We start from the raw sequence: 22,269 nt of genomic DNA, 5'->3' as shown, positions 1-22,269 counted from the left end.
CCTACTACAAACTGTCGTTGATAGGGGAAGATGGTCGCCGTGGAAGCTCTGAGACTGATCCTTCGCTACATTCACCTGATCGGGTTCGCGCTGCTGCTGGGCGGGGCGATCGTCCAGTACGTCAGCGGGCGGCTGCGGATCAATCCGGCCATGCTCTGGGGCTCGGTGATCATGTTGCTCACCGGTATCGGCCTCTCCGCCCCGCTGCGCGACGGCGACGAGCCCGACCCGGCGAAACTTGTTACCAAGCTGGTGCTCGCCCTGCTGATCTTCGTCATGGTCTTCTTCTCCCGCAAGCGGGACGTGGTCAACCGTGGCCATTTCCTCGCCATCGTCGGCCTGACCCTGGTCAACGCGGCGGTGGCGGTCTTCTGGCGGTAACGTCCCGGACAGGGGACGGCCCCGGAAAACGGACGTTCGCGACGCCGGGACGCCCACCCGTCGGTGCCGAGAGTGACCTTGCCCACCCAAGGGTTACGTAGGGGTAACAGGCACTCAACAGTCGTGCACGATTGTCGGCCGTTGGGTGGGCGCGGGCGTACGCTCCCGTCCGTAACGTGGGACGCCGGCGGCAAGTCGCCAGGCCGGCTAATGGGCTGCCACCGCGCGACCCGCGGTGTGCAATGGAAGGGAGACGTCTTGCGCTCGGTGCGTGGGATGCGGATCGCCTCGGTCCTCGCGGTGGGTGGGCTCGTGCTGAGCGCCGCCGCGTGTGGCGAGGCCCCCGAGGAGAACAACGGCGCCGGTGACGGCGGCAAGAAGTACAGCGCCTGCATGGTGACCGACGTCGGCGGCATCGACGACAAGTCGTTCAACACCTCGGCCTGGCAGGGCCTGGAGGCCGCCAAGTCCGAGAACAGCAACATCGACATCAAGTACGTGGCGTCCAAGGCCGAGGCCGACTACGAGCCGAACCTGACCCAGTACGTCAACCAGAAGTGCGACTTCATCCTCGCGGTCGGCGGCCTGATGGGTGACGCCACCTCGAAGATCGCCAAGGCGAACCCGAACCAGCAATTCGGCATCGTCGACGCGAAGCTGCCGGAGAGCAACGTCTACCCGATGCAGTTCGACACCGCCCAGGCCGGCTTCCTCGCCGGTTACCTGGCCGCCGGGATGAGCAAGTCCGGCACCGTCGGCACCTACGGCGGCATGAAGATCCCGCCGGTGACCATCTTCATGGACGGGTACGTCGACGGCGTGGCCCACTACAACAAGACCAAGAACAAGACCGTCAAGGTCCTGGGCTGGGACAAGGCCACCCAGAACGGCTCCTTCACCAACGACTTCGTCAAGCAGGACGAGGGCAAGAAGGTCAGCGACGCGCTGGTCGCGCAGGGCGCCGACATCATCATGCCGGTCGCCGGCGGCGCCGGCCTCGGCACCACCGGTGCGGCGAAGGCCTCGGGCGGCAAGTACAACACCATCTGGGTGGACGTCGACGGCTGCGAGAGCACCCCGGACTGCCCGGCGATCATCACCACCGTGGTGAAGAACATCCCGGACGCCGTCAAGGAGGCCGTGCTCAAGGCCGCCGGTGGCGAGAAGCTCAGCGCCAACCCGGGCTTCCTGGGCACCCTGGCCAACAACGGTGTCTCGCTGGCCCCGTACCACGAGTTCGACAGCAAGGTTCCGGCCGAGCTGAAGGCCGAGGTCGACAAGCTGAAGGCGGACATCGCCGCCGGCACCGTCACGGTCACCTCTAAGGCCCAGCCGAAGTGACGCTCGGCCGGCCAGCCGCGGTGAGACGATCACCGGGATAGGCCGGCGAGCGGTACAGCACGACGATCCGGCCGCCCCGGGCGCCGCGGGACCTCGTCCGCGGCGCCGGGGCGGCCGATCCGCTCCACCCGACGACCGGCCACGCGTGGTGACCGGCCGGCAGCTACGCTGCACCATCGCTTCGCACTCCAGGAGGTTGCGCTGAGACTCGAACTGCGCGGCATCACCAAGCGGTTCGGTGATCTGGTCGCCAACGACCACATCGACCTGACGGTGGAGCCTGGAGAGATCCACGCCCTGCTCGGCGAGAACGGCGCCGGCAAGTCGACCCTGATGAACGTGCTCTACGGGCTGTACCAGCCGGACGAGGGCGAGATCCTGGTCGACGGCCGGCCGCTGAAGCTGAAGGGCCCGTCGGACGCGATCGCGGCCGGGATCGGCATGGTGCACCAGCACTTCATGCTGGTGCCGGTCTTCACCGTGGCGGAGAACATCATGCTCGGCGCCGAGCAGGTGCGCGGCGGCATCGCCGGCCTGCTGGACCGGCGCCGGGCCCGGCGCGAGGTCGCCGAGGTCTCCGAGCGGTACAACCTGCGGGTCGACCCGGACGCGGTGATCGAGGACCTGCCGGTCGGCATCCAGCAGCGGGTGGAGATCGTCAAGGCGCTCACCCGCGACGTCGACCTGCTGATCCTGGACGAGCCCACCGCGGTGCTCACCCCGCAGGAGACCGAGGAACTGCTCGCCGTGATGCGGTCGCTCAAGGCCGCCGGCAAGTCGATCGTCTTCATCACCCACAAGCTCGGCGAGGTCAAGGCGATCGCCGACCGGATCACCGTGATCCGGCGCGGCAGGACCGTCGGCACCGCCTCGCCGGAGGCGAGCCGGGACGAGCTGGCCGCGCTGATGGTCGGCCGCAGCGTCCGGCTCACCGTCGACAAGACCCCGGCCAAGCCGGGCCGGCCGGTCCTGGAGGTCGCCGGCCTGGTCGTCGACGACGACCGGCAGGTACGCGCGGTGGACGGGGTGGACCTCACCGTGCACGCGGGCGAGGTGCTCGGCGTCGCCGGCGTGCAGGGCAACGGCCAGACCGAGCTGATCGAGGCGATCATGGGTCTGCGTCCGCTGCTGGCCGGGACGGTCACCCTCGACGGGCAGCCGGTGCACGGTTGGTCGACCAAGAAGGTGCTCCGCGCCGGCGTCGGCTACGTGCCCGAGGACCGCAGCGTCGACGGCCTGGTCAAGGAGTTCAGCGTCGCCGAGAACCTGGTGCTGGACATCTACGACCAGCCGCCGTTCGGCGCCGGGCTCGCGCTGAAGCCGGACGAGATCGCCCGGTCGGCCAAGGAGCGGATCGAGCAGTTCGACGTCCGTACCTCCTCGGCCGAGGCGCCGGTCGGCACGCTCTCCGGCGGCAACCAGCAGAAGGTGATCGTGGCCCGGGAGCTGTCCCGGCCGCTGAAGCTCTTCATCGCCGCGCAGCCGACCCGCGGCGTGGACGTCGGATCCATCGAGTTCATCCACAGCCGGGTGGTCCGCGAGCGGGACATCGGCACCGCCGTCATGGTGGTCTCCAGCGAACTCGACGAGGTGATCGGTCTGGCCGACCGGATCGCCGTGATGTACCGCGGCCGGATCATCGGCGTGGTCGGCCCGGACACCCCGCGCGAGGAGATCGGCCTGCTGATGGCCGGCATCACCCCCGACGCGACCGGCGCTTCCGGCACCCCCGGCGGCGCCCCGGCCCCGGACGGCGCGGCTCCGGCGCCCGAGGTCCCAGGTAGCGAGGACAAGGCATGACGAACCCAGACCCCCAGCCGGGCTCCCCGGACAAGGAGCCGGCGACCGAGGCGCAGGCCGCGCAGACCGCGCTCGGCAACACCGAGCGCGCCGAGACGGCGACCACGCCGAAGCAGCCGGGCGACGGGGGCCGGCCGTCGCTGGGCCGGCTGTTCCTGGACAACCTCTGGGCCGCCAACACCTTCACGGTGACCCTGCTGTCGCTGGTGCTCGCGATGATCGTCGGCGCGGTGCTGATCATCGTCTCGGACCCGGACGTGCTGGCCACCTACAGCTACATCACCGCCCGGCCGTCCGACGCCATCAACTCCAGCTGGACGTTGGTCAGCGAGGCGTACGCCAACCTGTTCAAGGGCGCGGTCTTCGACCCGGAGGCGTTCTCCGGCTGGCTGAACGGCAGCAACGGCTGGGAGGCGGTCCTCGCGCCGATCTCCGAGACGCTCACCTACACCGCGCCGCTGGTCTTCACCGGGCTCTCGGTCGCGCTGGCCTTCCGGGGCGGCCTGTTCAACATCGGCGCCCAGGGCCAGGCCACCATCGGCGTCATCCTGGCCGCGCTGGCCGGCTTCCTGCTGCCGCTGCCGCCCGGCCTGCACCTGCTGGTCGCGGTGCTCGCCGGTGCCCTCGGCGGGGCGATCTGGGGCTTCATCCCGGGCATCCTCAAGGCCAAGGCCGGTGCCCACGAGGTGATCAACACGATCATGCTCAACTACATCGCCACGTACTTCCTGACCTGGCTGATCGTGCAGAACGGCATCCAGGACCCGAACCGGACCGACGCGATCAGCCGGCCGGTGGACGCCTCGGCCCAGCTGCCCCGGCTGCTCGGCGACAACCTGCGGGTGCACGCCGGCATCCTGCTCGCGGTGCTGGCCACCTGGGCGGTCGCCTGGCTGCTCAACCGCTCCACGCTCGGCTTCGAGCTGCGCGCGGTGGGCGCCAACCCGGACGCCGCGCGCACCGCCGGCATCAGCGTCACCCGGACGTACGTGCTGATCATGGTCTTCGCCGGGATCCTGGCCGGCCTCGGCGGCTCGAACATGGTGCTCGGCTCCACCGCCAGCGCGCTGACTCCGCTGGTGGTGGCGCAGATCGGCTTCGACGGCATCCTGGTGGCGCTGCTCGGCCGGGTGAAGCCGTGGGGCGTGGCGCTGGCCGCGCTGCTCTTCGGTGCGCTCCAGGCCGGCGGCAACCGGATGCAGTCGTACTCGGGGATCTCGCTGGAGCTGGTCACCGTGCTCCAGGCGTTGATCGTCATCTTCATCGCCGCGCCGGCCCTGGTGAAGGCGATCTTCCAGCTCCGGGCCGCACGGGCCGCCCGGTTGCAGACGAGCCTGGCGAAGGGCTGGTAACTCATGTCCACCATGGCTGTCCCCGACATCGCGGTCGCCCCGGTCGACGAGGGCTTCTGGACCCGTACCCGCAAGATCGGCCTGACCCTGCTCGGCCTCGGCCTCGTCGGCGCGGTGCTCTTCGGCGCGCTCGCCACCGACCAGCCGGCCCGCTTCACGTTGAGCGAGGACGCCGCCGGCGCCGCCCTGAAGATCAACGGCACGGTCGGCGCGATCGGGTTCGGCGTGGTCGCCATCGCCGCCGGCGCGGCGATGCTCGCCGGGCTGCCGAAGCGCTGGTTCACCCTGGTGCTCGGCGTCGGGCTGGTCAGCTTCGTGCTCTCCTTCCTCTGCTGGCAGGTCTCGGCGGCCCCCGCCGGGCAGAACTTCATGCCGCTGGTGAACATGGTGCGCGGCACGTTCGTGCTGGCCCTGCCGCTGATCTTCGGCGCGCTCGCCGGCGTGCTCTGCGAGCGCTCCGGCGTGGTCAACGTTGCGATCGAGGGCCAGCTGCTGATGGGCGCGTTCAGCGGCGCGCTGTTCGGCAGCATCTCCGGCAGCGTCTGGGTGGGTCTGGTCGCGGCGGCGATCGGCGGCGCCTTCATCTCCCTGCTGCTGGCCGTCTTCGCCATCCGCTACCTGGTCGACCAGGTCGTCATGGGCATCGTGCTCAACCTGCTCGCGGTCGGCGTCACCGGCTTCCTCTACGAGCGGCTGATGCAGACCGACGCGCAGCAGTACAACAGCGCGCCGCGGTTCAGCAACTGGGAGATCCCGCTGCTCAAGGACATCCCGGTGCTCGGCCCGGCGCTGTTCCGCGGCAACATCTTCCTCTACCTCGGGCTGCTGCTGGTGCTGGTGATCCACATCGCGCTGTTCCGCACCCGCTGGGGGCTGCGTACCCGCGCGGTCGGCGAGCACCCCACCGCCGCCGACACGTTGGGCGTCCGGGTGCTCGGGCTGCGCTACCGCAACGTGCTGCTCGCCGGGGTGGTGGCCGGCATCGGTGGCGCCTCCTACACGCTGGCGCTCTACTCGTTCACCAAGAACATGATCGGTGGTAAGGGCTTCATCGCCCTGGCCGCGCTGATCTTCGGCCGGTGGAGCCCGACCGGTGCGCTGCTCGCGGCGCTCTTCTTCGGCTTCGCCGACCAGCTCGGCACCTATCTCGGCGCGATCAACAGCGTGATCCCGAGCCAGTTCCTGGCCATGCTGCCCTACCTGGCGACGATCCTGGCGGTGGCCGGCCTGGTCGGCCGGGTCCGGGCGCCGGCCGCGGACGGCAAGCCGTACATCAAGGGCTGACGGGAGCACACCATGGAGATCGACTGGGAACGGCTGCGGACCGCCGCCACCGAGGTGATGCGGCACGCGTACGTCCCGTACTCGAAGTTCCCGGTCGGGGCGGCCGCCCTGGTCGACGACGGCCGGGTGGTGGTCGGCTGCAACGTGGAGAACGCCGCGTACGGGGTGGTGCTCTGCGCCGAGTGCGGGGTGGTCTCCTCCCTGCACGCCACCGGCGGCGGCCGGATCGTCGCGCTGTCCTGCGTCGACGCCACCGGCGAGCCGCTCATGCCGTGCGGCCGGTGCCGGCAGCTGCTCTGGGAGAACGGCGGCCCGGAGTGCCTGATCGAGGCGAAGGACCGGCCGCTGCGGATGGCCGAGCTGCTGCCGCACGCCTTCGGCGTTGAGGACCTGGAGGCCGTCACCGGCGAGACGCCGGTGCCGGTGGTGCCGGAGCGGCTGGCCGCCTGGCGCGGTCGGGGCACCGTCTTCGTCCACCCGGATCTCTCCGCCGGCCAGCAGGTCTGGACGGCGTACTGGGAGCGGTCCGCCGGGGACGACGCGGGCGCCGAGACCGGGGTGCTGGAGGAGGGCCCGAGCTGGGACGACCCGGCCGAGGCGATCACCTGGGGGCTGGCCCGTACGCCGCGGGTGGTGGTGGTCGACGCGTCGGGCACCATCTTCTGGGCGGGCGAGGGGGAGCCGCCGATGGAGATCCCGGTTCGTTGGTCCGGTGCCTGAGCCTGGGCCTTGCGGTCCGGGGTGGTCGCGCTAGGGGATCGGGCCGGCTCTCGGGGCCGGCCGGGCTTCAGGGCCGGGGCCGACCACGCCCGGCTCCGGGCGGTCAGGCTTGATCCCTCCGCCGGGCGCGGTCGACCCCGGCCCGTCGTGCTCATCCGCTGCGGACCGCGCGCGGTGGAACGTCCGCCCTCATCGGCTGGGGTACGCCGGCCGGTCGCGTAACGACTGATAGGAACTTCAAGGTGAGTGCTTTCACGGCGGTTGACGTCATTCGGGCCAAGCGGGATGGCGGGGTGCTGTCGGACGGGCAGATCGACTGGGTGGTGGACGCGTACACCCGGGGGCTGGTCGCCGACGAGCAGATGTCGGCGCTGGCCATGGCGATCCTGCTGCGCGGCATGACCCCGGCGGAGATCGCCCGGTGGACGGCCGCGATGATCGCCAGCGGGGAGCGGCTGGACCTCTCCGCGGTGCGGCGCCCCACCGTCGACAAGCACTCCACCGGCGGCGTCGGTGACAAGATCACCCTTCCGCTCACCCCGCTGGTCGCGGCGTGCGGCGCGGCCGTGCCGCAGCTCAGCGGGCGCGGCCTCGGGCACACCGGCGGCACGCTGGACAAGCTGGAGTCGATCCCGGGCTGGCGGGCCGCGCTGAGCAACGACGAGTTCATCGCCCAGTTGCGCGACGTCGGCGCGGTGATCTGCGCGGCGGGCGATGGGCTCGCCCCGGCCGACCGCAAGCTGTACGCGCTGCGCGACGTCACCGGCACCGTCGAGGCGATCCCGCTGATCGCCAGCTCGATCATGAGCAAGAAGATCGCCGAGGGCACCGGCGCGCTGGTGCTCGACGTCAAGGTCGGCTCCGGCGCGTTCATGAAGTCGGTCGACGACGCGCGCGAGCTGGCCCGGACCATGGTGGAGCTGGGCGGCGCGCACGGGGTGCGGACCGTCGCCCTGCTCACCGACATGTCCACCCCGCTCGGCCTGGCCATCGGCAACGCGCTGGAGGTGACCGAGTCGGTCGAGGTGCTGGCCGGTGGCGGTCCCGCCGACGTGGTGGAGCTGACCCTGGCGCTGGCCCGGGAGATGCTCGACGCGGCCGGCCTGCCCGACGCCGACCCGGCGGCCGCGCTGCGCGACGGCCGGGCGATGGACGCCTGGCGGGCGATGATCCGCGCCCAGGGCGGCGACCCGGACGCACCGCTGCCGACCGCCAACGAGGTCGAGGTGGTCCGCGCGGACGCGGACGGCTTCGTCGCGGCGGTCGACGCGTACGCCATGGGGGTGGCCGCCTGGCGGCTCGGCGCCGGCCGGGCCCGCAAGGAGGACCCGGTCAGCGTGCCGGCCGGGGTGCTGCTGCACAAGCGCCCGGGTGACCCGGTGCGGGCCGGCGAGCCGCTCTACGAGCTGCGCGCCGAGCACGCCGGGCGGATCCCGGCGGCGCTGGCCGAGGCGGAGCGGGCGGTGGCCATCTCGCCGACCGCCCCGGCAGCGACTCCGCTGGTGCTCGAACGGATCGGCTGAGCGGGCGCGCCGGTCGGCATGGTGCTGGTTACCTGGGAGCGTTATTCTCCCAGGCCAGGGGGGAAGACCGGCGCTGAGCCGTCGCGAGCAGACAGGAATTTCGGCCGTGATCGTTGCTGCCCCCGACCCCCGAGAGGTGCGCGAAGCCAGCCTGGACGAGCTGTCCCGGCTGCGCCTGCCGCTGCCTCCGCCGCAGTTCCCGCTGGTCTGGGAGCCGGGCGACCAGATCGAGCTACGCCCGACGGCCGAGATCGAGGCGCGCATCGCGGTGCTGCACCTGATCCTGGCCCGCTGCTTCGGGATGCCGCCGCAGGCGGCGATGAGCTGGCTGCTCACCTCGCACCTGGTCGAGATGGTCACTCCGCCGGAGTGGCAGTTCGTCACCGGCGGTCGGGGTGACCACCGGTCCTTCGTGCTGCACCACGACGCGCTCTTCGCGCTGGCCTGGGTGCTCGGGCTGACCAAGCAGCTCGACCCGACAGTGCCGGTGGACGAGCGGCTGGTGGAGCGGATGCCGTACATCGCCGGTGGGGAGACCTTCGGGCAGTGGCGCTCGCGGATCCTGGCCGCGCCGCAGCACCCCGCCGACGCGGCGGCCCTGCTCGACCTGCACTACTGCCTGGACTGGGCGTACCTGGACGTGCAGCGGGCCGGCCGGAAACCGCCGGGACTGGTGGACGCCAACGCGATCGGGCAGCGGCGCTGGGCGCTGGAGTGGGCGGTGATCCTGCGCGGGCCCTACCACGACGAGCCCCCGGGCTGGGAAGAGGTCGACCTCTCCACCTGACCGGTCCGCCCGCCCGGGGCGGGGTCACCCTGGGATCGGACGCCAGGTGGTGAGCCGGACCGACACGGTCACCCGGACCGGCTCGGCCAGGGCGGTCACCCGGGCGGCGAGCCCGGCCGGGTCGGTGTGCCAGGCGCTCGGCCCCATGCCGACCAGCGTGGCCACCTCCGGGCCGGTCAGCGCCAGCTCCCGGCGCAGCGGAATCTCGCCGTCCGGGGTGAACCGGCCGCCGAGGCTCTCCGCGACCCGGTCCGCCTTGGCCGGGTCGACCCGGAGCAGGTCGAGCGCGCCGACCAGTTCGGCGAGGTGGTCGGCGGCCGGGGTGACCACCAGCAGTGCCCCGGCCGGGTCGAGGACCCGGTGGAACTCCGCGCCGTTGCGTGGCGCGAAGACGTTGAGCAGCACCGCGGTCGAGGCGTCGGCCAGCGGCAGCCGCTGCCAGGTGTCGGCGAGCGCCGCGGCGGCGCGCGGGTGGGTCCGGGCCGCCCGGCGCAGCGCCGGTTTCGAGACGTCCAGGGCCAGGCCGACGGCGTCCGGCAGCGCCGCCAGCACCGCGGCGAGGTAGCTGCCGGTGCCCGCCCCCGCGTCCACCACCAGGGGGTACGCCCCGGCGGCCGGCGCCGCCGCCGCGACCTGGGCCACCGCCTCGGTCGCCGCCCCGGTGAGGGCGGCGGCGATGACGTCGTAGTGCCCGGCGGCCAGGAAGTCGGCCCGGGCGGCCACCATCTCGGCGGTGTCCCCGGCGTGCGGGGCGCGCCCGGCGAGCAGGTTCACGTAGCCCTGGCGGGCGACGTCGAAGCTGTGCCGGCGCGGGCAGCGCAGCGCGCGGGTGGTGCCGGCGGTCGCCTCGGCCAGCGGTTGGCCGCAGACCGGGCAGCGCAACCGGTCGACGATGCGGGCGTCCACTCAGGCGTCCAGGTAGGTCAGCACCGCGCGGACCCGGCGGTGGTCGTCGTCGCACTCGCGCAGGTCGAGCTTGGCGAAGATCGAGTTGATGTGCTTGCTGACCGCCTTCTCGGTGACCACCAGCCGCTGGGCGATCGCGCCGTTCGAACGCCCCTCGGCCATCAGCGCCAGCACCTCGTGCTCGCGCGGGGTGAGCCGGCGCAGCGGCTCCGCCCGGGCCGGCCGGGCCAGCAGCTGCGAGATCACCTCGGGGTCCATGGCCATCCCGCCACCGGCCACCCGGTGCACCGCGGCGACGAACTGCGCCACGTCGGCGACCCGGTCCTTGAGCAGGTAGCCCACCGCGCCGGCGCCGTCGGAGAGCAGCTCCCGGGCGTAGAGCTGCTCGACGTACTGGGACAGCACCAGCACCGGCAGGCCGGGCACCCGGGCCCGGGCGGCGAGCGCGGCGCGCAGCCCCTCGTCGGTGTGGGTGGGCGGCAGGCGTACGTCCACCACCGCCACGTCGGGGCGGTGCTCCAGCAGCGCGGCGAGCAGTTCGTCGCCGGTCTCCACGGCGGCCACCACCTCGTCGCCGTACGCGGTGAGCAGCCGGATCAGCCCGTCGCGCAGCAGCACGAGGTCTTCGGCGATCACGATGCGCACGGCAGCTCCACGTCGATCACGGTAGGCCCTCCGGACGGCGAGTCGATCCGGACCCGCCCGTCGAAGGCGGCGAGCCGCCGCCGGATCCCGGCCAGCCCGCTGCCCCGCTCCGGGTCGGCGCCGCCGCGCCCGTCGTCGGAGACGGTCAGCCGGACCCGGTCCTCGGTCCGCCACAGCCGCACCGCCACCCGGCCGGCCCCGCTGTGCCGGGCGGCGTTGGTGACCAGTTCGGCGGCGGTGAAGTAGAGCGCCGACTCCAGCGGTGGCGCCAGCCGGTCGGGCAGGTCGACGTCCAGGTCGACCGGGAGGGCGGCGCCGAGGGCGAGCGCGGCGAGGCCCCCGGCCAGCCCCCGGTCGGCGAGCACCGGCGGGTGGATGCCGCGGACCACGTCGCGCAGCTCGGCCAGCGCGGTGCCGGCGGCCGACCGGGCCTCGGTGACCAGCCCGCGCGCCGCCTCCGGGTCGCGGGCCAGCAGTTCCTCGGCCAGGCCCAGGTTCATCGCCATCGCCACCAGCCGCGCCTGGGCGCCGTCGTGCAGGTCCCGCTCGATCCGGCGCAGCTCGGCGGCCTGGGCGTCGACGGTCTGCGCGCGGGTGTCGGTCAGCTCCTCGACCCGCTCGGTCAGCGTCGCCCGGGCGGTCGGCCCGAGCAGCGCCCGGGTCAACCGCCCCTCCAGGTGCAGCAACCCCCGGGGCAGCCAGTACGCGCCGACCGCCACCAGCAGTCCGGCCACGGTGGCCAGCCCGGCGTTGCCGGGGGAGTCGATCGGGAGGCCGAGGTAGTTGCCGATCGCGCTCGGCCGTACCGCGTGGATCAGCGGCATGGCCAGGCCCTGCGCGGCGCCGAGCCAGATCGCGACGGCGAACAGCGCGGCCGAGGGGGCGTAGGCGAAGTGGACGAACTGGAACGCGAGGTCCCGGTAGGTGGCCGGGTCGCCGGCCATGGCCATCAGCCGGGCGGTCAACCCACCGCGCACCGGCTGGTACGGGGACCGCACCGGCGGCCCGGGCACCCGCCGGCGCTGCCGGTCGAGCAGCGCCCGGGTGCCGCCGAGGGCGCGGTCCAGCAACGGCAGGCCGACGCCGATCAGGCCGAGGGCGGCGGCGGTCAGCGTGGCCATCGCGAGCGCCACGCCCGCGACGGCCATGCCCAGCCCGACGGCCAGCTGGCCCAGCTCCCGCACCGCCCGCCGCGCCCAGCTCATCGGACCATTGTTCCAGCCGTCGGGGCGGTGGCCGGCCGCTCGGCAGCGGGTGTGCGTACCGGGCGGGGGCGGGCCGGCCAGAACGTGGCCCGCCCGGCGAGTGCGGCCAGCGCCGGCACCAGCAGCCAGGAGAGCCCGAACGTGGCGATCAGGATGCCCACCGCGACGGCGAGACCGACCTGCGCCAGCACCGGGGACGCCACGAGCACCCCGAAGCTGCCGGCCAGGATGACACCGGCCGCGGCCACCGCCGGGCCGGCGCGGCGTACCGCCTCCCGCGCGGCCTGGCGGGGGGACCGTCCCGCGCGCAGCTCCTCGCGGAGCCGGGCGATCATCAGGATGTTGTAGTCGGTCCCGATCGCGGTGACGAAGAGGAACACGACCAGCGGCAACTGGAAGTTCAGCCCGGGCTGACCCCCGACGACCTGGAACGCCAGCACGCTCGTGCCGAGGGTGGCGGCGAAGCCGAGGGCGACGGCGGCGAGCAACCCCAGCGCGGCGAGCAGGCCGCGCAGCATCAGCAGCAGGAGCAGCCCGATCAGGCCGGCGGCCACCGGGAAGACCAGCCGGAGGTCCCGGTCGAGCACGCTGCGGATGTCGGCGAAGGTGGCGGTCTCACCGCCGACGTACGCCCGGGTGCCCGGCGGCGCGGCGGCGCGCGCGGCCGGTCGCAGTTGCGCCGCCACCCCGTCGATCGCCCGCTGCGAGTACGGCGGCTCGGCGAGCAGCAGCCGCACCCGGGCCACGTCCCGCTCGACCTCCACCCCGGCCGGGGCCGCCACGACGGGCACCTCGGCGAGCCGGTCGGCGAACCGCTGGGCGGCGGCCGCGTCCACCCCGGCGCCGGTCAGGTAGACCACGGTCGGGGTGAGCGTCCCGGCCGGGAAGCCCGAGCGGAGCGTCGCCAGGGCGCGGGCCGACTCGGAGCCCGGCGGCAGCACGTCGACGTCGTAGCTCGGCCGGTGGAGCAGCGCGCCGAGGCCGAGCAGCACCAGCGCGGTGACCGTGGCCAGCACGACCCGGCCCGGCCGGCGGGCGACCAGCCGCCCGGCCCGGTCGGGCAGCCCGGCCGCCCCGGCACGCTCCACCGCCGGCGCTGCGCTGGTGGCCGGCGCTGAGATGGTGGGCGGTGCGAGCAGCTTGGCCGGCCAGTAGGCCCGCCGGCCGAGCAGCGAGTAGACAGCGGGGAAGAGGGTCAGCGCGGCCGCCACCATGAGCAGCACGGCGACCGCCAGGGCCGGGCCGAGCACCCGGAACGAGGCGAGCCGGGAGAGCACCAGGGCGCCGAACGCCACCGCCACGACCAGCGCGGAAACGGTGATCGCCCCGCCGATCCGGCCGACCGCGTGCACCATCGCGGCCCGCCGGTCGTCGCCGGTCCGCAGCCGTTCCCGGTAGCGGAAGAGCAGGAAGACCGCGTAGTCGGTGCCGATGCCGAGCAGCACGACCGGGAGCAGGCCGGTGGTGGAGGCGTCCAGGGCGTACCCGAAGACCTTCCCGCCCAGCGCGAGCAGGGCGGTGGCGGCCTGGGCGACCAGCAGCACCAGGAACAGGTTCAGCAGCGCGATGGCCGGGCTGCGGAAGATGACCAGCAGCAGGAGCAGGATCACCAGCATCATGCCGCCGTTGACGATCAGGTCGAGCAGGAAGGCGTCGGCCGCCCCGGCGGCCTCGCCGGTCCAGCCGGCCACCAGTCCGGTGCCGGCCAGCGCGGCGTCCGTGGCCTGCCGCAGCCGCTCGACCGCCTGGATGGTCGCCTCCGCGTCCGGGTCGCCGGGGAAGCGGGCGTCGGCCAGTCGTACCCGGCCGTCGGGTGCGAGCGGGCCGGCGGTCACCGCGCTGACGCCGGCCACCCGCAGCTCCCGCGGCAGCCGGTCGATCCGGGCGTTGTCCGCGGCGGTCAGCGGTGCCCGGTCGGTGCGGCGGACGACCAGCACCGCGCTGCTGCCCGCGGGCGCGGGGAAGACCCGCGCCTCGATCCGGGCGGCCTGCGCCGACTCGTACCGGTCGGGCAGGAAGTCGGCCTGGGTGCTGCCGCCCCGCGGTCCGTCGAGCCCGTAGACGGCGAAGGTGGCGGCGCTGAGCGCCGCGATGGCGAGCAGCCAGCCCGCGATCACCCGCCCGGGGCGCCGGACCACCGCCGTGGCCAATGTCGTGAACACCTGCACACTCCCCGCGTCGGCTGTTGGGTTCCACTGCCGACGCTAGGCAGCCGGACGGGCCGGTTCGATGGTGTGCGCATGCCGGTCCGGTGGTGGTGCACGCACCACCACCGGCTCAGCCGCGTGGCCGGTCGAGGCTGGTCAGGTGGTCGACGACGCGGTGGGTGAGCGCGTCCAACGCGGCGATCTCGTCGGGGGTCAGCAGATCCACCAGGTGCCGCCGGACGGCCGCCACGTGGCCGGGCGCGGCGGCCTCGATCGCCCGCCGGCCCTCGGCGGTGAGGACGACGACCGCCCCCCGCCCGTCCGTCGCGCACTCCTCGCGGGTGACCAGGCCGCGCTGCTGCATCCGGGACAGGTGGTGGGAGAGCCGGCTGCGCGACCAGAGCATCCGGTCGGCCAGCTCGCTGAGCCGCAGGCGCTGGTCGGGCGTCTCGGAGAGGTCGGAGAGGACGTCGTAGTCGGGCTCGGAGAGCCCCGCGTCGCGCATCAGCTCGCGGGCCAGTTCGAGGGTGAGCAGGCGGCGCATCCGGTTGTAGCCCCGCCAGGCGCGCTGTTCCTGCTCGGTGAGCCAGCGTGGTTGCTCCATGCGGCAATGGTAGCCATCTGGTTGACATGTCATCAACAAGCTCCTAGGGTGTATGACATGTCAACCAAACTTCCGGGGCGACTGGTCCGGCTCTTCGCCGGTCTCGCGCTCTTCGGCGTCAGCGTGGCCCTGATGGTCCGGGCCGACCTCGGCCTCGCGTCGTGGGACGTGCTGCACCAGGGCCTGGCCGAGCGGACCGGGCTGCCGCTCGGCCAGGTGGTCAACCTGGTCGCGGTCGCCGTGCTGCTGCTCTGGATCCCGCTGCGGCAGCGTCCCGGCTTCGGCACGGTGGCGAACGCGGTGGTGGTGGGCGTGACCGCCGACGTCGTGCTCGCCGTCCTGCCGCCGGTCGGGCCGGTCGTCGCCCGCTCGGGCCTGCTGGTCGCCGGCATCCTGCTCAACGCGCTGGCCACCGCCCTCTACCTCGGTGCCCGCCTCGGGCCCGGGCCGCGCGACGGCCTGATGACCGGGCTGGCCGCCCGGGGCCTGCCGATCGGCCGGGTGCGCACCGCCATCGAACTGGGCGTGCTCGCCCTCGGCTGGGCGCTCGGCGGCACCGTCGGGCCCGGCACCCTGCTCTACGCGGTCAGCATCGGCCCGCTCGCGCAGAGCCTCATCCCGAAGTTCACCGTCCCGGCCGCCGGCCGGCCCGTCCCCACTGGAGTGACCCCGCCATGCCCCGCCTGAACGTCATCGTCGCCAGCACCCGGCCCGGCCGGGTGGGCCGCCGGATCGGCGACTGGTTCACCGAGCTCGCCACCCGCCACGGCGCCTTCGACGAGGTGCGCCTGGTCGACCTCGCCGAGATCGCCCTTCCCTTCCACGACGAGCCGCACCACCCGTCCGAGGGGCGCTACCTGCACCAGCACACCCGCGAGTGGAGCGCCACCGTCGACGCCGGCGACGCCTTCGTCTTCGTCATGCCGGAGTACAACTACGGCTTCAGCGCTCCGTTGAAGAACGCCATCGACTACCTCTACACCGAGTGGCAGTACAAGCCGGTCGGCTTCGTCAGCTACGGCATGACCTCCGGCGGCCTGCGCGCGGTCCAGATGATCAAGCAGGTGGTGACCACGCTCAAGATGGTGCCGGCGAACGAGGCGGTCGTCGTGTTCCTGCGGGAGGCGCTGGACGAGACCGGCGCGCTGGTGCCGGACGCCGGGCGGGACGCCGCCGCCGAGGTCATGCTCGCCGAGGTGGCCCGGCTGGCCGACGCCCTGGCGCCGCTGCGGGTGCCCGCGTGAGCGCCCGGCTCTGGGAGCTGTTCGGGCGGCGCGGCCGGGGCGTCCTGGTCACCCTGCGCCGGGACGGCCGACCCCAGCTCTCCAACGTGGACTACCTCGCCGAACCCGGCCTGATCCGATCTTCGACCACCGCCGGCCGGGCCAAGGTGCGCAACCTGCTGCGCGATCCGCGGGCCAGCTTCCATGTCACCACCCCCGACGGCGGGGCGTACGCCGTGGCCGAGGGGACGGTCACCTTCAGCCCACCGGCCGCCGCCGAGGACGACGCCACCGTCGAGGAACTGGTCGAGGTCTACCGGGAGATCCGTGGCGAGCACCCGGACTGGGCCGACTACCGCGCGGCGATGGTCGCCGACGGCCGCCTGGTGCTCCGGCTCACGGTCGACCGGGTCTACGGCTGGCGTCCGTGAGGGCCGGTCGGCTCGGCGGCCGGCCCGCCGCCGACTAGGGTCTGAGCATGGTCGCAACGATCCGCTACGAGGACATCGTCAAGGTTCCCAAGGCGCTGCTGCACGACCACCTCGACGGCGGCCTGCGTCCGGCGACGGTCGTCGAGCTGGCCGCCGAGGTCGGCCACGAGCTGCCCACCACCGATCCGGCGGCGCTCGGCCGCTGGTTCGTCGAGGCGGCCGACTCGGGCTCGCTGGAGCGCTACCTGGAGACGTTCGCGCACACCGTCGCCGTGATGCAGACCGCCCCGGCGCTGCGCCGGGTGGCCCGGGAGTGCGCGCTCGACCTGGCGGCCGACGGGGTGGTCTACGCCGAGGTGCGGTTCGCCCCGGAGCAGCACCTGGAGCGGGACCTGACCCTGGACGAGGTGGTCGAGGCGGTGCTGGCCGGCTTCGCCGAGGGCAGCGCGCTGGCCGCCGAGGCGGGCACCCCGATCCGGGTCGGCACGCTGCTCACCGCGATGCGGCACGCCGCCCGCTCGCAGGAGATCGCCGAGCTCTCCGTGCGGCACCGGGACGCCGGGGTGGTCGGCTTCGACATCGCCGGCGCCGAGGCGGGCTTCCCGCCCACCCGGCACCTGGACGCCTTCGAGTACCTCCAGCGGGAGAACTTCCACTTCACCATCCATGCCGGGGAGGCGTTCGGGCTGCCGTCGATCTGGCAGGCGATCCAGTGGTGCGGTGCGGACCGGCTCGGCCACGGGGTGCGGATCGTGGACGACATCACCCCGGGGCCGGAGCCCACGCTAGGCCGGCTGGCCGCGTACGTGCGGGACAAGCGGATCCCGCTGGAGCTGTGCCCGTCCTCGAACGTGCAGACCGGGGCCGCCCCGTCGATCGCCGAGCACCCCATCGGGCTGCTGCGGGACCTGCGCTTCCGGGTCACCGTGAACACCGACAACCGGCTGATGAGCGGCACCTCGATGTCCCGCGAGATGGCCCTGCTGGTGGAGGCGTTCGGCTACGGCTGGCGCGAACTGCAGTGGTTCACCATCAACGCGATGAAGAGCGCGTTCATCCCGTTCGACCAGCGGCTGCGGATCATCGACGAGGTGATCAAGCCGGCGTACGCCAAGCTGCTGACCTGATCACCGGCGGTGCGGGTGGCCGGCGAGCAGGCCGGCCACCCCGCGCAGCACCTGGCGGGCCCGGGCCGCCTCCGCCCCCAGGCCGGTCTGCCGGCGCAGCACCGCCGGCTCGGCCCGCAGCAGCGCCACCCCGCGCCGGATCAGCACCCGCGGGGCCTTGCGCTGCTCGGCGAGGTCGCGGGCCAGCCGCCGGACGAAGGTCGCGCCGCGCGGGCGCCGCAGGGCGTACGCCCCGGCGAGCAGCCCCCGCCGGCGGCACTCCTCGACGATGTCGGCGGCGAAAATCCCTTCGGCGATGAAAAGTGGCGAACCGGCCACATCAAATGACCGGGTGGCCACCCGTCGATCCGCCTCGATGGCATAGACCGGTACCTCGGCCCGGCCCTCCCGGGCCAGCCGGGAAATGGCCTCCACGGCGGCCTCGGCGTCCCACGACAGCGGGGACTCCCAGTCCACCTGGCCGTTTCGTCGCGGCAACGTAGGGTCATCACCGTCCTTGTAGAAGTCGTCCAGGCACAGCACCGGAAGCCCGGTTCGCTGTGCTATGTACGACTTTCCGGACCCGGAGGGGCCCGCGAGCAGCACGACGCGGTGGGGGTGATCCATTACCTTCAGTGACTCCGGCCAGACGGATTGCTATCAAATCGCATCAACATCTCATCACACCGTCGGCGACGGCCAACCTGGGCTTTCTCTTTGCCGGGCGGCGTGATGGAATCTCGGATGGTCCGACCCGCCGGGTCGGCCGCTGGGCGTTGCCCAAGGGCAACGCGGACGCTGAATCGCGAGGGCGGTGACGTGAGCAAACGGCCAAAGACGGCGGGCTCCTTCCTGTCGCGGCTGCGCCGGCCGGCCGGTCGGCTCCGCGACATGCCGATCTGGTCCAAGCTCGGTCTCATCATGATCGTGCCGACCATCGCCACTGTCGTCGTGGGTACCAGTGGTCTCGTCGACCACCTGCAGACGCTCAACAACGCCAACCGGGCCGGCGAGCTGGCCAGCCTGGTCGGCTACTCGGGAGAGCTGGTCGACACCCTCCAGGACGAGCGGACGGCCGCGCTGCGGCTGCTCGGCGCGCCGCCGGCCCAGGCCGACCCGTTCAAGGACGCGTACAACCAGGCGAACGGCCGGGTGGACCAGGCCCGGGCGCCCTACTCCTCGCAGCGGAGCGAGCTCGACGACCTGCCGTCGAGCCTCGACGGGCACCTGGACGAGATCGACCAGCTCCTCAGGGACCTGCCCGCCACCCGCAGCCAGGTACTCAACGGCAAGCAGGGCATCGTCGACGCGCAGCGGAGCTACGACGAGCTGATCGGCAACATCCTCGCCATCCGCGACTCGGCCACCCAGCTCGCCGGTGACAACAACCTCAGCGACCGGATGCGTGCCGCCACCGCCACCGCCCGCGCCAAGGAGTTCCTCTCCCAGCAGCGGAACGTGGTGCACCTGGCGTTGATCCGCAAGGAACTCACGCCGACCCTGCGTAACGACTACATCGCTAGCGTCACCGGCCAGACCCAGGCGAAGCAGAGCTTCGACGTGGTCGCCAACCAGGCCGAGACCGACTTCTACTCGCGCACCATCGCCGGTCCCGACCGCCGCGAGGCGCTCCAGTACAGCAGCTGGGTGACCGGCATCAACACCAGCAACACGCTGACCGGCGCGCCGTTCGACGCCAACCAGTGGGACGCGGCCATGGTCGCCTACTCCGACCTGCACCGCACCGCGGAGTCGAAGTTCGACCGCGACGTGGTCGTCCTGGCCGACGACCTCCGCTCGGACGTGCAGCGTCAGGTCTTCCTCGAGTCCGGCCTGCTGCTGAGCATGCTGCTGCTGGCCATCCTCTTCGCCTACCTGGTCGCCCGCTCGATGGCCCGCTCGCTGCGCGACCTGCGCCAGGGCGCCCTCTCGGTCGCCCAGTACGGCCTGCCGCAGGCGGTGGCCCGGCTGCGCGACCCGCAGGTCACCGGGCAGCTCACCCCGACCCAGCTGGCCAACCAGATCGCCGAGCCGCTGCCGGTGCGCAGCAAGGACGAGTTCGGCCAGGTGACCGAGGCGTTCAACGCCGTCCACCTGGAGGCCGTCCGGACCGCCGCCGAGCAGGCCGCGCTGCGCGCCTCCGTCGCGACGATGTTCGTCAACCTGGCCCGCCGGTCGCAGATCCTGGTCGACCGGCTGATCGGTCACCTCGACCGGCTGGAGCGCGGCGAGGAGGACCCGGACCGGCTGGCCGAGCTGTTCCAGCTGGACCACCTGGCCACCCGGATGCGCCGTAACGACGAGAACCTGCTGGTCCTCGCCGGCGCCGACTCGACCCGTGTGCAGCGGGAACCGGCCGCGCTGATCGACGTGCTCCGGGCCGCGCAGTCCGAGGTCGAGCACTACACCCGGATCGAGTTCGGGGTCATCGACCGGGACATCGAGGTCGCCGCGCACGCGGTCAACGACCTGGTCCACCTGGTCGCCGAGCTGTTCGACAACGCCACCGCGTTCTCGCCGCCGGATTCGCAGGTGCTGATCGAGGCCCGCCGGGTCGGCGACCGCGCCTCGCTCTACGTCGAGGACCGCGGCATCGGCATCAGCCCCGACCAGCTGCACGAGCTCAACGAGCGGCTCGCCACGCCGCCGCAGGTGGACGTGGCCGTCTCCCGGATGATGGGTCTGGTCGTGGTCGCCCGCCTGGCGTCCCGGCACGGCGTGAAGGTCGAGCTGCGTCCCGGCGCCGACCGGGGCACCGTCGCCGACGTCACGCTGCCGCCGTCGGTGCTGGTGCCCCGGGCGCTCGCCGGCCGGGCCCAGCCGGCCCCGGCGCTGCCCGCCGGCAACGCCCCGTCGTCCGGCCCGGCGCCCGCCTTCGGCGCGCTGCCGGCCCTCGGCAACCTGCCCAACAGCCCGCGCCCGAGCGGCTCCGGCAACCAGGTCACCCTGGGCGGCCGCCCGTTCGAGCCGGCGCCGCCCCGCAACGGCACCGGCGGCCCGACCCCGGCCGGCGCCGGCCGGGGTATGCCGGCCTGGTCGGATCTCACCGGCGCGACCGCGGCCAACAGCGGCGGCGACGCGTTCACCCCGCGCACGTCCAACGGCCAGCCGATCGACCCGCTGCCGCAGCGCCGGTCGGCCGACGGCGACCCGGCCGGCACCGGCCAGCAGCCCGGCATCCCGCGGCAGCTGCCGAGCAGCCCGGAGGCGCAGCCGTACTTCCCGCCGCCGGTGTCGGCTCCGCCGGTGCCGCCGCACTCGGCGCCGCCGTACTCCGGGCCGCCGGTCTCCTCCCCGCCGGTCTCCGGGATGCCGGTCTCGTCGTCCCCGGTCTCCGGGATGCCGGTCTCCGCGTCGCCGGTGTCGGGCATGCCGGTCTCCGGCCAGCCGATCTCGTCGCCGCCCGGTGGCCCGCTGCCGCAGCGCCCGGTGACGCCGCCGCACACCTCGGCGCCGCCGGCCTGGCCGCCGGTCGCCGGGGTGGACCCGGCCACCCCGCCGGTACCCGAGCGGCTGGCCGCCGCGCTGGACATGACCACCGAGCTGCCGCGGATGCCGCGTACGGACCAGCCGGCCGCGCCGACCCCGAACCCGGCTGCGCCCGCTAACCCGGCCCCGGCGGCCCGCCCGGCCCCCACGCCGGCCGCTCCGCCCGCACCGGCCCGGCCGACGACGCCGCAGCCGCAGAACCGGCAGCGGTACGCGGACGAGACGATGGAGCTGCCGATCTTCCGGGAGCTCGAGTCCGCCTGGTTCCGTACCCGGCGACCGGGGCCGGAGGAGGCGGCCGGCACCCGCCAGCCGGCGAGCAACGGCTCCGCCGCGACCCAGCAGTTCAGCAAGGTCGACGCGGCGGGTCGCGCCGTGCAGCAGACACCACCCGCAACGACAGGTAACGCACCGATGGCACAGACACCGACGGCCGGAGGAGCGCCGCGCGAGAACGGGGCCACAGCGAACGGCGGTCCCCGCCCCGCGTCCGCCGAGAGCCTGCCCAACCGTCGCCCGCAGCCCAGCGAGGGCAACGGCTGGGCGACCGCGGCCGACGAGGGCTGGCGGGCGGCGTCGGCCGCCAGCGCGGTGCCGGTGGCGGCCACCACGCCCACGGGTCTGCCGAAGCGCACCCCAATGGCGCAGTTGGTGCCCGGCGCGGTGGAGAAGCCGACCACCTCGGTGCAGCGGCGGACGCCGGAGTCCGTACGCGGTCTGCTCTCCGCCTACCACCGCGGCGTCCAGCGAGGGCGTAGCAACCCGTCCGACAGCAACCCGACCAGCCCGGAGGCGACTCCGGGAGGGCAGCAATCCTCGCAGTCTGGCTCAGGCCCGGTGGCCGGGAGCGGGCAGAAGGAGCAAGAAGGATGACTACTACGCAGGATCTCGGTTGGCTGCTGGCCAACTTCGCCGATCGGGTTCCCGGTGTCGCGCACGCGGTCGCCGTCTCCGCGGACGGCCTGCTCCTCGCTGCGTCACGGGATCTCCCGCGTGACCGGGCCGACCAGCTGGCCGCCATCGCGTCCGGCCTGGTCAGCCTGACCCAGGGTGCGGCCCGCTGCTTCGAGGGAGGCGCGGTGCTGCAGACGGTGGTGGAGATGGACAATGGCTTCCTGTTCCTGATGTCCATCTCCGACGGCTCGTCGTTCGCCGTGCTCGCCGCCCGCAGCTGTGACGTCGGGCAGGTCGGTTACGAGATGGCGTTGCTGGTCGACCGGGTGGGCGACGCGTTGACCCCGCAGCCGCGCGCGGCCGCGGGCATGTTGGGCTGACGTCCTGCTGACCCCGAGGTCGGCGGCGCAGCAACGACGAGAGAGACGGGC

Annotated in this window: 20 protein-coding genes; 14 read left to right on the top strand and 6 right to left on the bottom strand. The window is 73.3% G+C overall.

The window, feature by feature from the left end; all coding sequences use genetic code 11:
- The first annotated feature begins 39 nt into the window (after positions 1 to 39).
- From Q3W71_RS06280 to Q3W71_RS06245, 8 genes are all read left to right on the top strand, one after another.
- Positions 40 to 381 carry a hypothetical protein gene (locus Q3W71_RS06280; protein WP_302918314.1) on the top strand — a complete coding sequence of 114 codons (342 nt, stop codon included), beginning with the start codon at positions 40 to 42 and terminating at the stop codon, positions 379 to 381.
- Between the two features lie 276 nt (positions 382 to 657).
- Entirely contained in the window at positions 658 to 1,722 is a 1,065-nt protein-coding gene (locus Q3W71_RS06275; RefSeq protein WP_302918733.1) for a BMP family protein, read from the top strand.
- A gap of 168 nt (positions 1,723 to 1,890) precedes the next feature.
- A complete protein-coding gene (locus Q3W71_RS06270) occupies positions 1,891 to 3,522 on the top strand; it encodes an ABC transporter ATP-binding protein (protein WP_368050384.1) in 1,632 nt (543 codons plus the stop codon).
- A complete protein-coding gene (locus Q3W71_RS06265) occupies positions 3,519 to 4,874 on the top strand; it encodes an ABC transporter permease (RefSeq protein ID WP_302918312.1) in 1,356 nt (451 codons plus the stop codon). The genes Q3W71_RS06270 and Q3W71_RS06265 overlap by 4 nt, the downstream gene beginning before the upstream one ends.
- Positions 4,875 to 4,877: 3 nt before the next feature.
- Positions 4,878 to 6,158 (top strand): ABC transporter permease, encoded by a 1,281-nt coding sequence (locus tag Q3W71_RS06260; protein ID WP_302918311.1) that lies wholly within the window; start codon positions 4,878 to 4,880, stop codon positions 6,156 to 6,158.
- 12 nt (positions 6,159 to 6,170) lie between these two features.
- Complete coding sequence (locus Q3W71_RS06255; protein ID WP_302918310.1) at positions 6,171 to 6,878, top strand: cytidine deaminase; 708 nt, start codon at positions 6,171 to 6,173, stop codon at positions 6,876 to 6,878.
- A gap of 242 nt (positions 6,879 to 7,120) precedes the next feature.
- Complete coding sequence (locus Q3W71_RS06250) at positions 7,121 to 8,401, top strand: thymidine phosphorylase (protein ID WP_302918309.1); 1,281 nt, start codon at positions 7,121 to 7,123, stop codon at positions 8,399 to 8,401.
- 106 nt (positions 8,402 to 8,507) lie between these two features.
- Entirely contained in the window at positions 8,508 to 9,188 is a 681-nt protein-coding gene (locus tag Q3W71_RS06245) for a DUF4272 domain-containing protein (protein ID WP_302918308.1), read from the top strand.
- 24 nt (positions 9,189 to 9,212) lie between these two features.
- Here the strand turns inward: Q3W71_RS06245 and Q3W71_RS06240 are convergent, their stop codons facing one another.
- The 5 genes from Q3W71_RS06240 to Q3W71_RS06220 all read right to left on the bottom strand — a co-directional run bounded on the left by Q3W71_RS06240 (position 9,213) and on the right by Q3W71_RS06220 (position 14,695).
- Positions 9,213 to 10,094 (bottom strand): putative RNA methyltransferase, encoded by an 882-nt coding sequence (locus Q3W71_RS06240; RefSeq protein WP_302918307.1) that lies wholly within the window; start codon positions 10,092 to 10,094, stop codon positions 9,213 to 9,215.
- Positions 10,095 to 10,739, bottom strand: coding sequence for a response regulator transcription factor (locus tag Q3W71_RS06235; RefSeq protein WP_109901355.1), 645 nt, complete (start codon positions 10,737 to 10,739; stop codon positions 10,095 to 10,097).
- Positions 10,727 to 11,944 carry a sensor histidine kinase gene (locus Q3W71_RS06230; protein ID WP_302918306.1) on the bottom strand — a complete coding sequence of 406 codons (1,218 nt, stop codon included), beginning with the start codon at positions 11,942 to 11,944 and terminating at the stop codon, positions 10,727 to 10,729. The genes Q3W71_RS06235 and Q3W71_RS06230 overlap by 13 nt, the downstream gene beginning before the upstream one ends.
- Entirely contained in the window at positions 11,941 to 14,106 is a 2,166-nt protein-coding gene (locus Q3W71_RS06225; RefSeq protein ID WP_302918305.1) for an MMPL family transporter, read from the bottom strand. The genes Q3W71_RS06230 and Q3W71_RS06225 overlap by 4 nt, the downstream gene beginning before the upstream one ends.
- 115 nt (positions 14,107 to 14,221) lie before the next feature.
- The gene (locus tag Q3W71_RS06220) at positions 14,222 to 14,695 is read right to left on the bottom strand and encodes a MarR family winged helix-turn-helix transcriptional regulator (protein WP_302918304.1); all 474 of its coding nucleotides are present in this window, start codon (positions 14,693 to 14,695) and stop codon (positions 14,222 to 14,224) included.
- 57 nt (positions 14,696 to 14,752) lie between these two features.
- On the opposite strand from Q3W71_RS06220, the gene Q3W71_RS06215 reads away from it, so the two are divergent.
- The 4 genes from Q3W71_RS06215 to Q3W71_RS06200 are packed head-to-tail and all read left to right on the top strand — an operon-like array spanning position 14,753 to position 17,476.
- Positions 14,753 to 15,382, top strand: a complete 630-nt coding sequence (locus Q3W71_RS06215) for a YitT family protein (protein ID WP_302918303.1) — start codon at positions 14,753 to 14,755, stop codon at positions 15,380 to 15,382.
- Positions 15,370 to 15,939, top strand: a complete 570-nt coding sequence (locus Q3W71_RS06210; protein WP_302918302.1) for an NADPH-dependent FMN reductase — start codon at positions 15,370 to 15,372, stop codon at positions 15,937 to 15,939. Before Q3W71_RS06215 ends, Q3W71_RS06210 begins: the two co-directional genes overlap by 13 nt.
- Positions 15,936 to 16,349: a PPOX class F420-dependent oxidoreductase gene (locus Q3W71_RS06205; RefSeq protein ID WP_302918301.1), complete on the top strand. Its 414-nt coding sequence runs from the start codon at positions 15,936 to 15,938 to the stop codon at positions 16,347 to 16,349. The genes Q3W71_RS06210 and Q3W71_RS06205 overlap by 4 nt, the downstream gene beginning before the upstream one ends.
- Positions 16,350 to 16,396: 47 nt before the next feature.
- Positions 16,397 to 17,476 carry an adenosine deaminase gene (locus Q3W71_RS06200; protein ID WP_302918300.1) on the top strand — a complete coding sequence of 360 codons (1,080 nt, stop codon included), beginning with the start codon at positions 16,397 to 16,399 and terminating at the stop codon, positions 17,474 to 17,476.
- On the opposite strand, the gene Q3W71_RS06195 is transcribed toward Q3W71_RS06200, so the two are convergent.
- Positions 17,477 to 17,932 carry an ATP-binding protein gene (locus Q3W71_RS06195; protein WP_302918299.1) on the bottom strand — a complete coding sequence of 152 codons (456 nt, stop codon included), beginning with the start codon at positions 17,930 to 17,932 and terminating at the stop codon, positions 17,477 to 17,479.
- A gap of 342 nt (positions 17,933 to 18,274) precedes the next feature.
- On the opposite strand from Q3W71_RS06195, the gene Q3W71_RS06190 reads away from it, so the two are divergent.
- Together Q3W71_RS06190 and Q3W71_RS06185 are read left to right on the top strand one after the other, a co-directional pair.
- Entirely contained in the window at positions 18,275 to 21,817 is a 3,543-nt protein-coding gene (locus Q3W71_RS06190) for a nitrate- and nitrite sensing domain-containing protein (RefSeq protein WP_302918298.1), read from the top strand.
- Complete coding sequence (locus Q3W71_RS06185) at positions 21,814 to 22,218, top strand: roadblock/LC7 domain-containing protein (RefSeq protein WP_109901346.1); 405 nt, start codon at positions 21,814 to 21,816, stop codon at positions 22,216 to 22,218. The genes Q3W71_RS06190 and Q3W71_RS06185 overlap by 4 nt, the downstream gene beginning before the upstream one ends.
- Positions 22,219 to 22,269: the final 51 nt, after the last annotated feature.

The organism is Micromonospora sp. C28SCA-DRY-2 (genome assembly GCF_030519475.1).
Lineage (GTDB): Bacteria > Actinomycetota > Actinomycetes > Mycobacteriales > Micromonosporaceae > Micromonospora.
This window is presented reverse-complemented; position numbering and strand designations above follow the sequence as displayed.

What these genes read in the sequence shown, in the direction of transcription:
- Q3W71_RS06260 (WP_302918311.1), top strand. Translation starts at nt 4,878, where the DNA reads ATGTCCACCATGGCTGTCCCCGACATCGCGGTCGCCCCGGTCGACGAG.
- Q3W71_RS06230 (WP_302918306.1), bottom strand. Translation starts at nt 11,944, where the DNA reads ATGAGCTGGGCGCGGCGGGCGGTGCGGGAGCTGGGCCAGCTGGCCGTC.
- Q3W71_RS06255 (WP_302918310.1), top strand. Translation starts at nt 6,171, where the DNA reads ATGGAGATCGACTGGGAACGGCTGCGGACCGCCGCCACCGAGGTGATG.
- Q3W71_RS06215 (WP_302918303.1), top strand. Translation starts at nt 14,753, where the DNA reads ATGTCAACCAAACTTCCGGGGCGACTGGTCCGGCTCTTCGCCGGTCTC.
- Q3W71_RS06200 (WP_302918300.1), top strand. Translation starts at nt 16,397, where the DNA reads ATGGTCGCAACGATCCGCTACGAGGACATCGTCAAGGTTCCCAAGGCG.
- Q3W71_RS06265 (WP_302918312.1), top strand. Translation starts at nt 3,519, where the DNA reads ATGACGAACCCAGACCCCCAGCCGGGCTCCCCGGACAAGGAGCCGGCG.
- Q3W71_RS06185 (WP_109901346.1), top strand. Translation starts at nt 21,814, where the DNA reads ATGACTACTACGCAGGATCTCGGTTGGCTGCTGGCCAACTTCGCCGAT.
- Q3W71_RS06275 (WP_302918733.1), top strand. Translation starts at nt 658, where the DNA reads ATGCGGATCGCCTCGGTCCTCGCGGTGGGTGGGCTCGTGCTGAGCGCC.
- Q3W71_RS06220 (WP_302918304.1), bottom strand. Translation starts at nt 14,695, where the DNA reads ATGGAGCAACCACGCTGGCTCACCGAGCAGGAACAGCGCGCCTGGCGG.
- Q3W71_RS06210 (WP_302918302.1), top strand. Translation starts at nt 15,370, where the DNA reads ATGCCCCGCCTGAACGTCATCGTCGCCAGCACCCGGCCCGGCCGGGTG.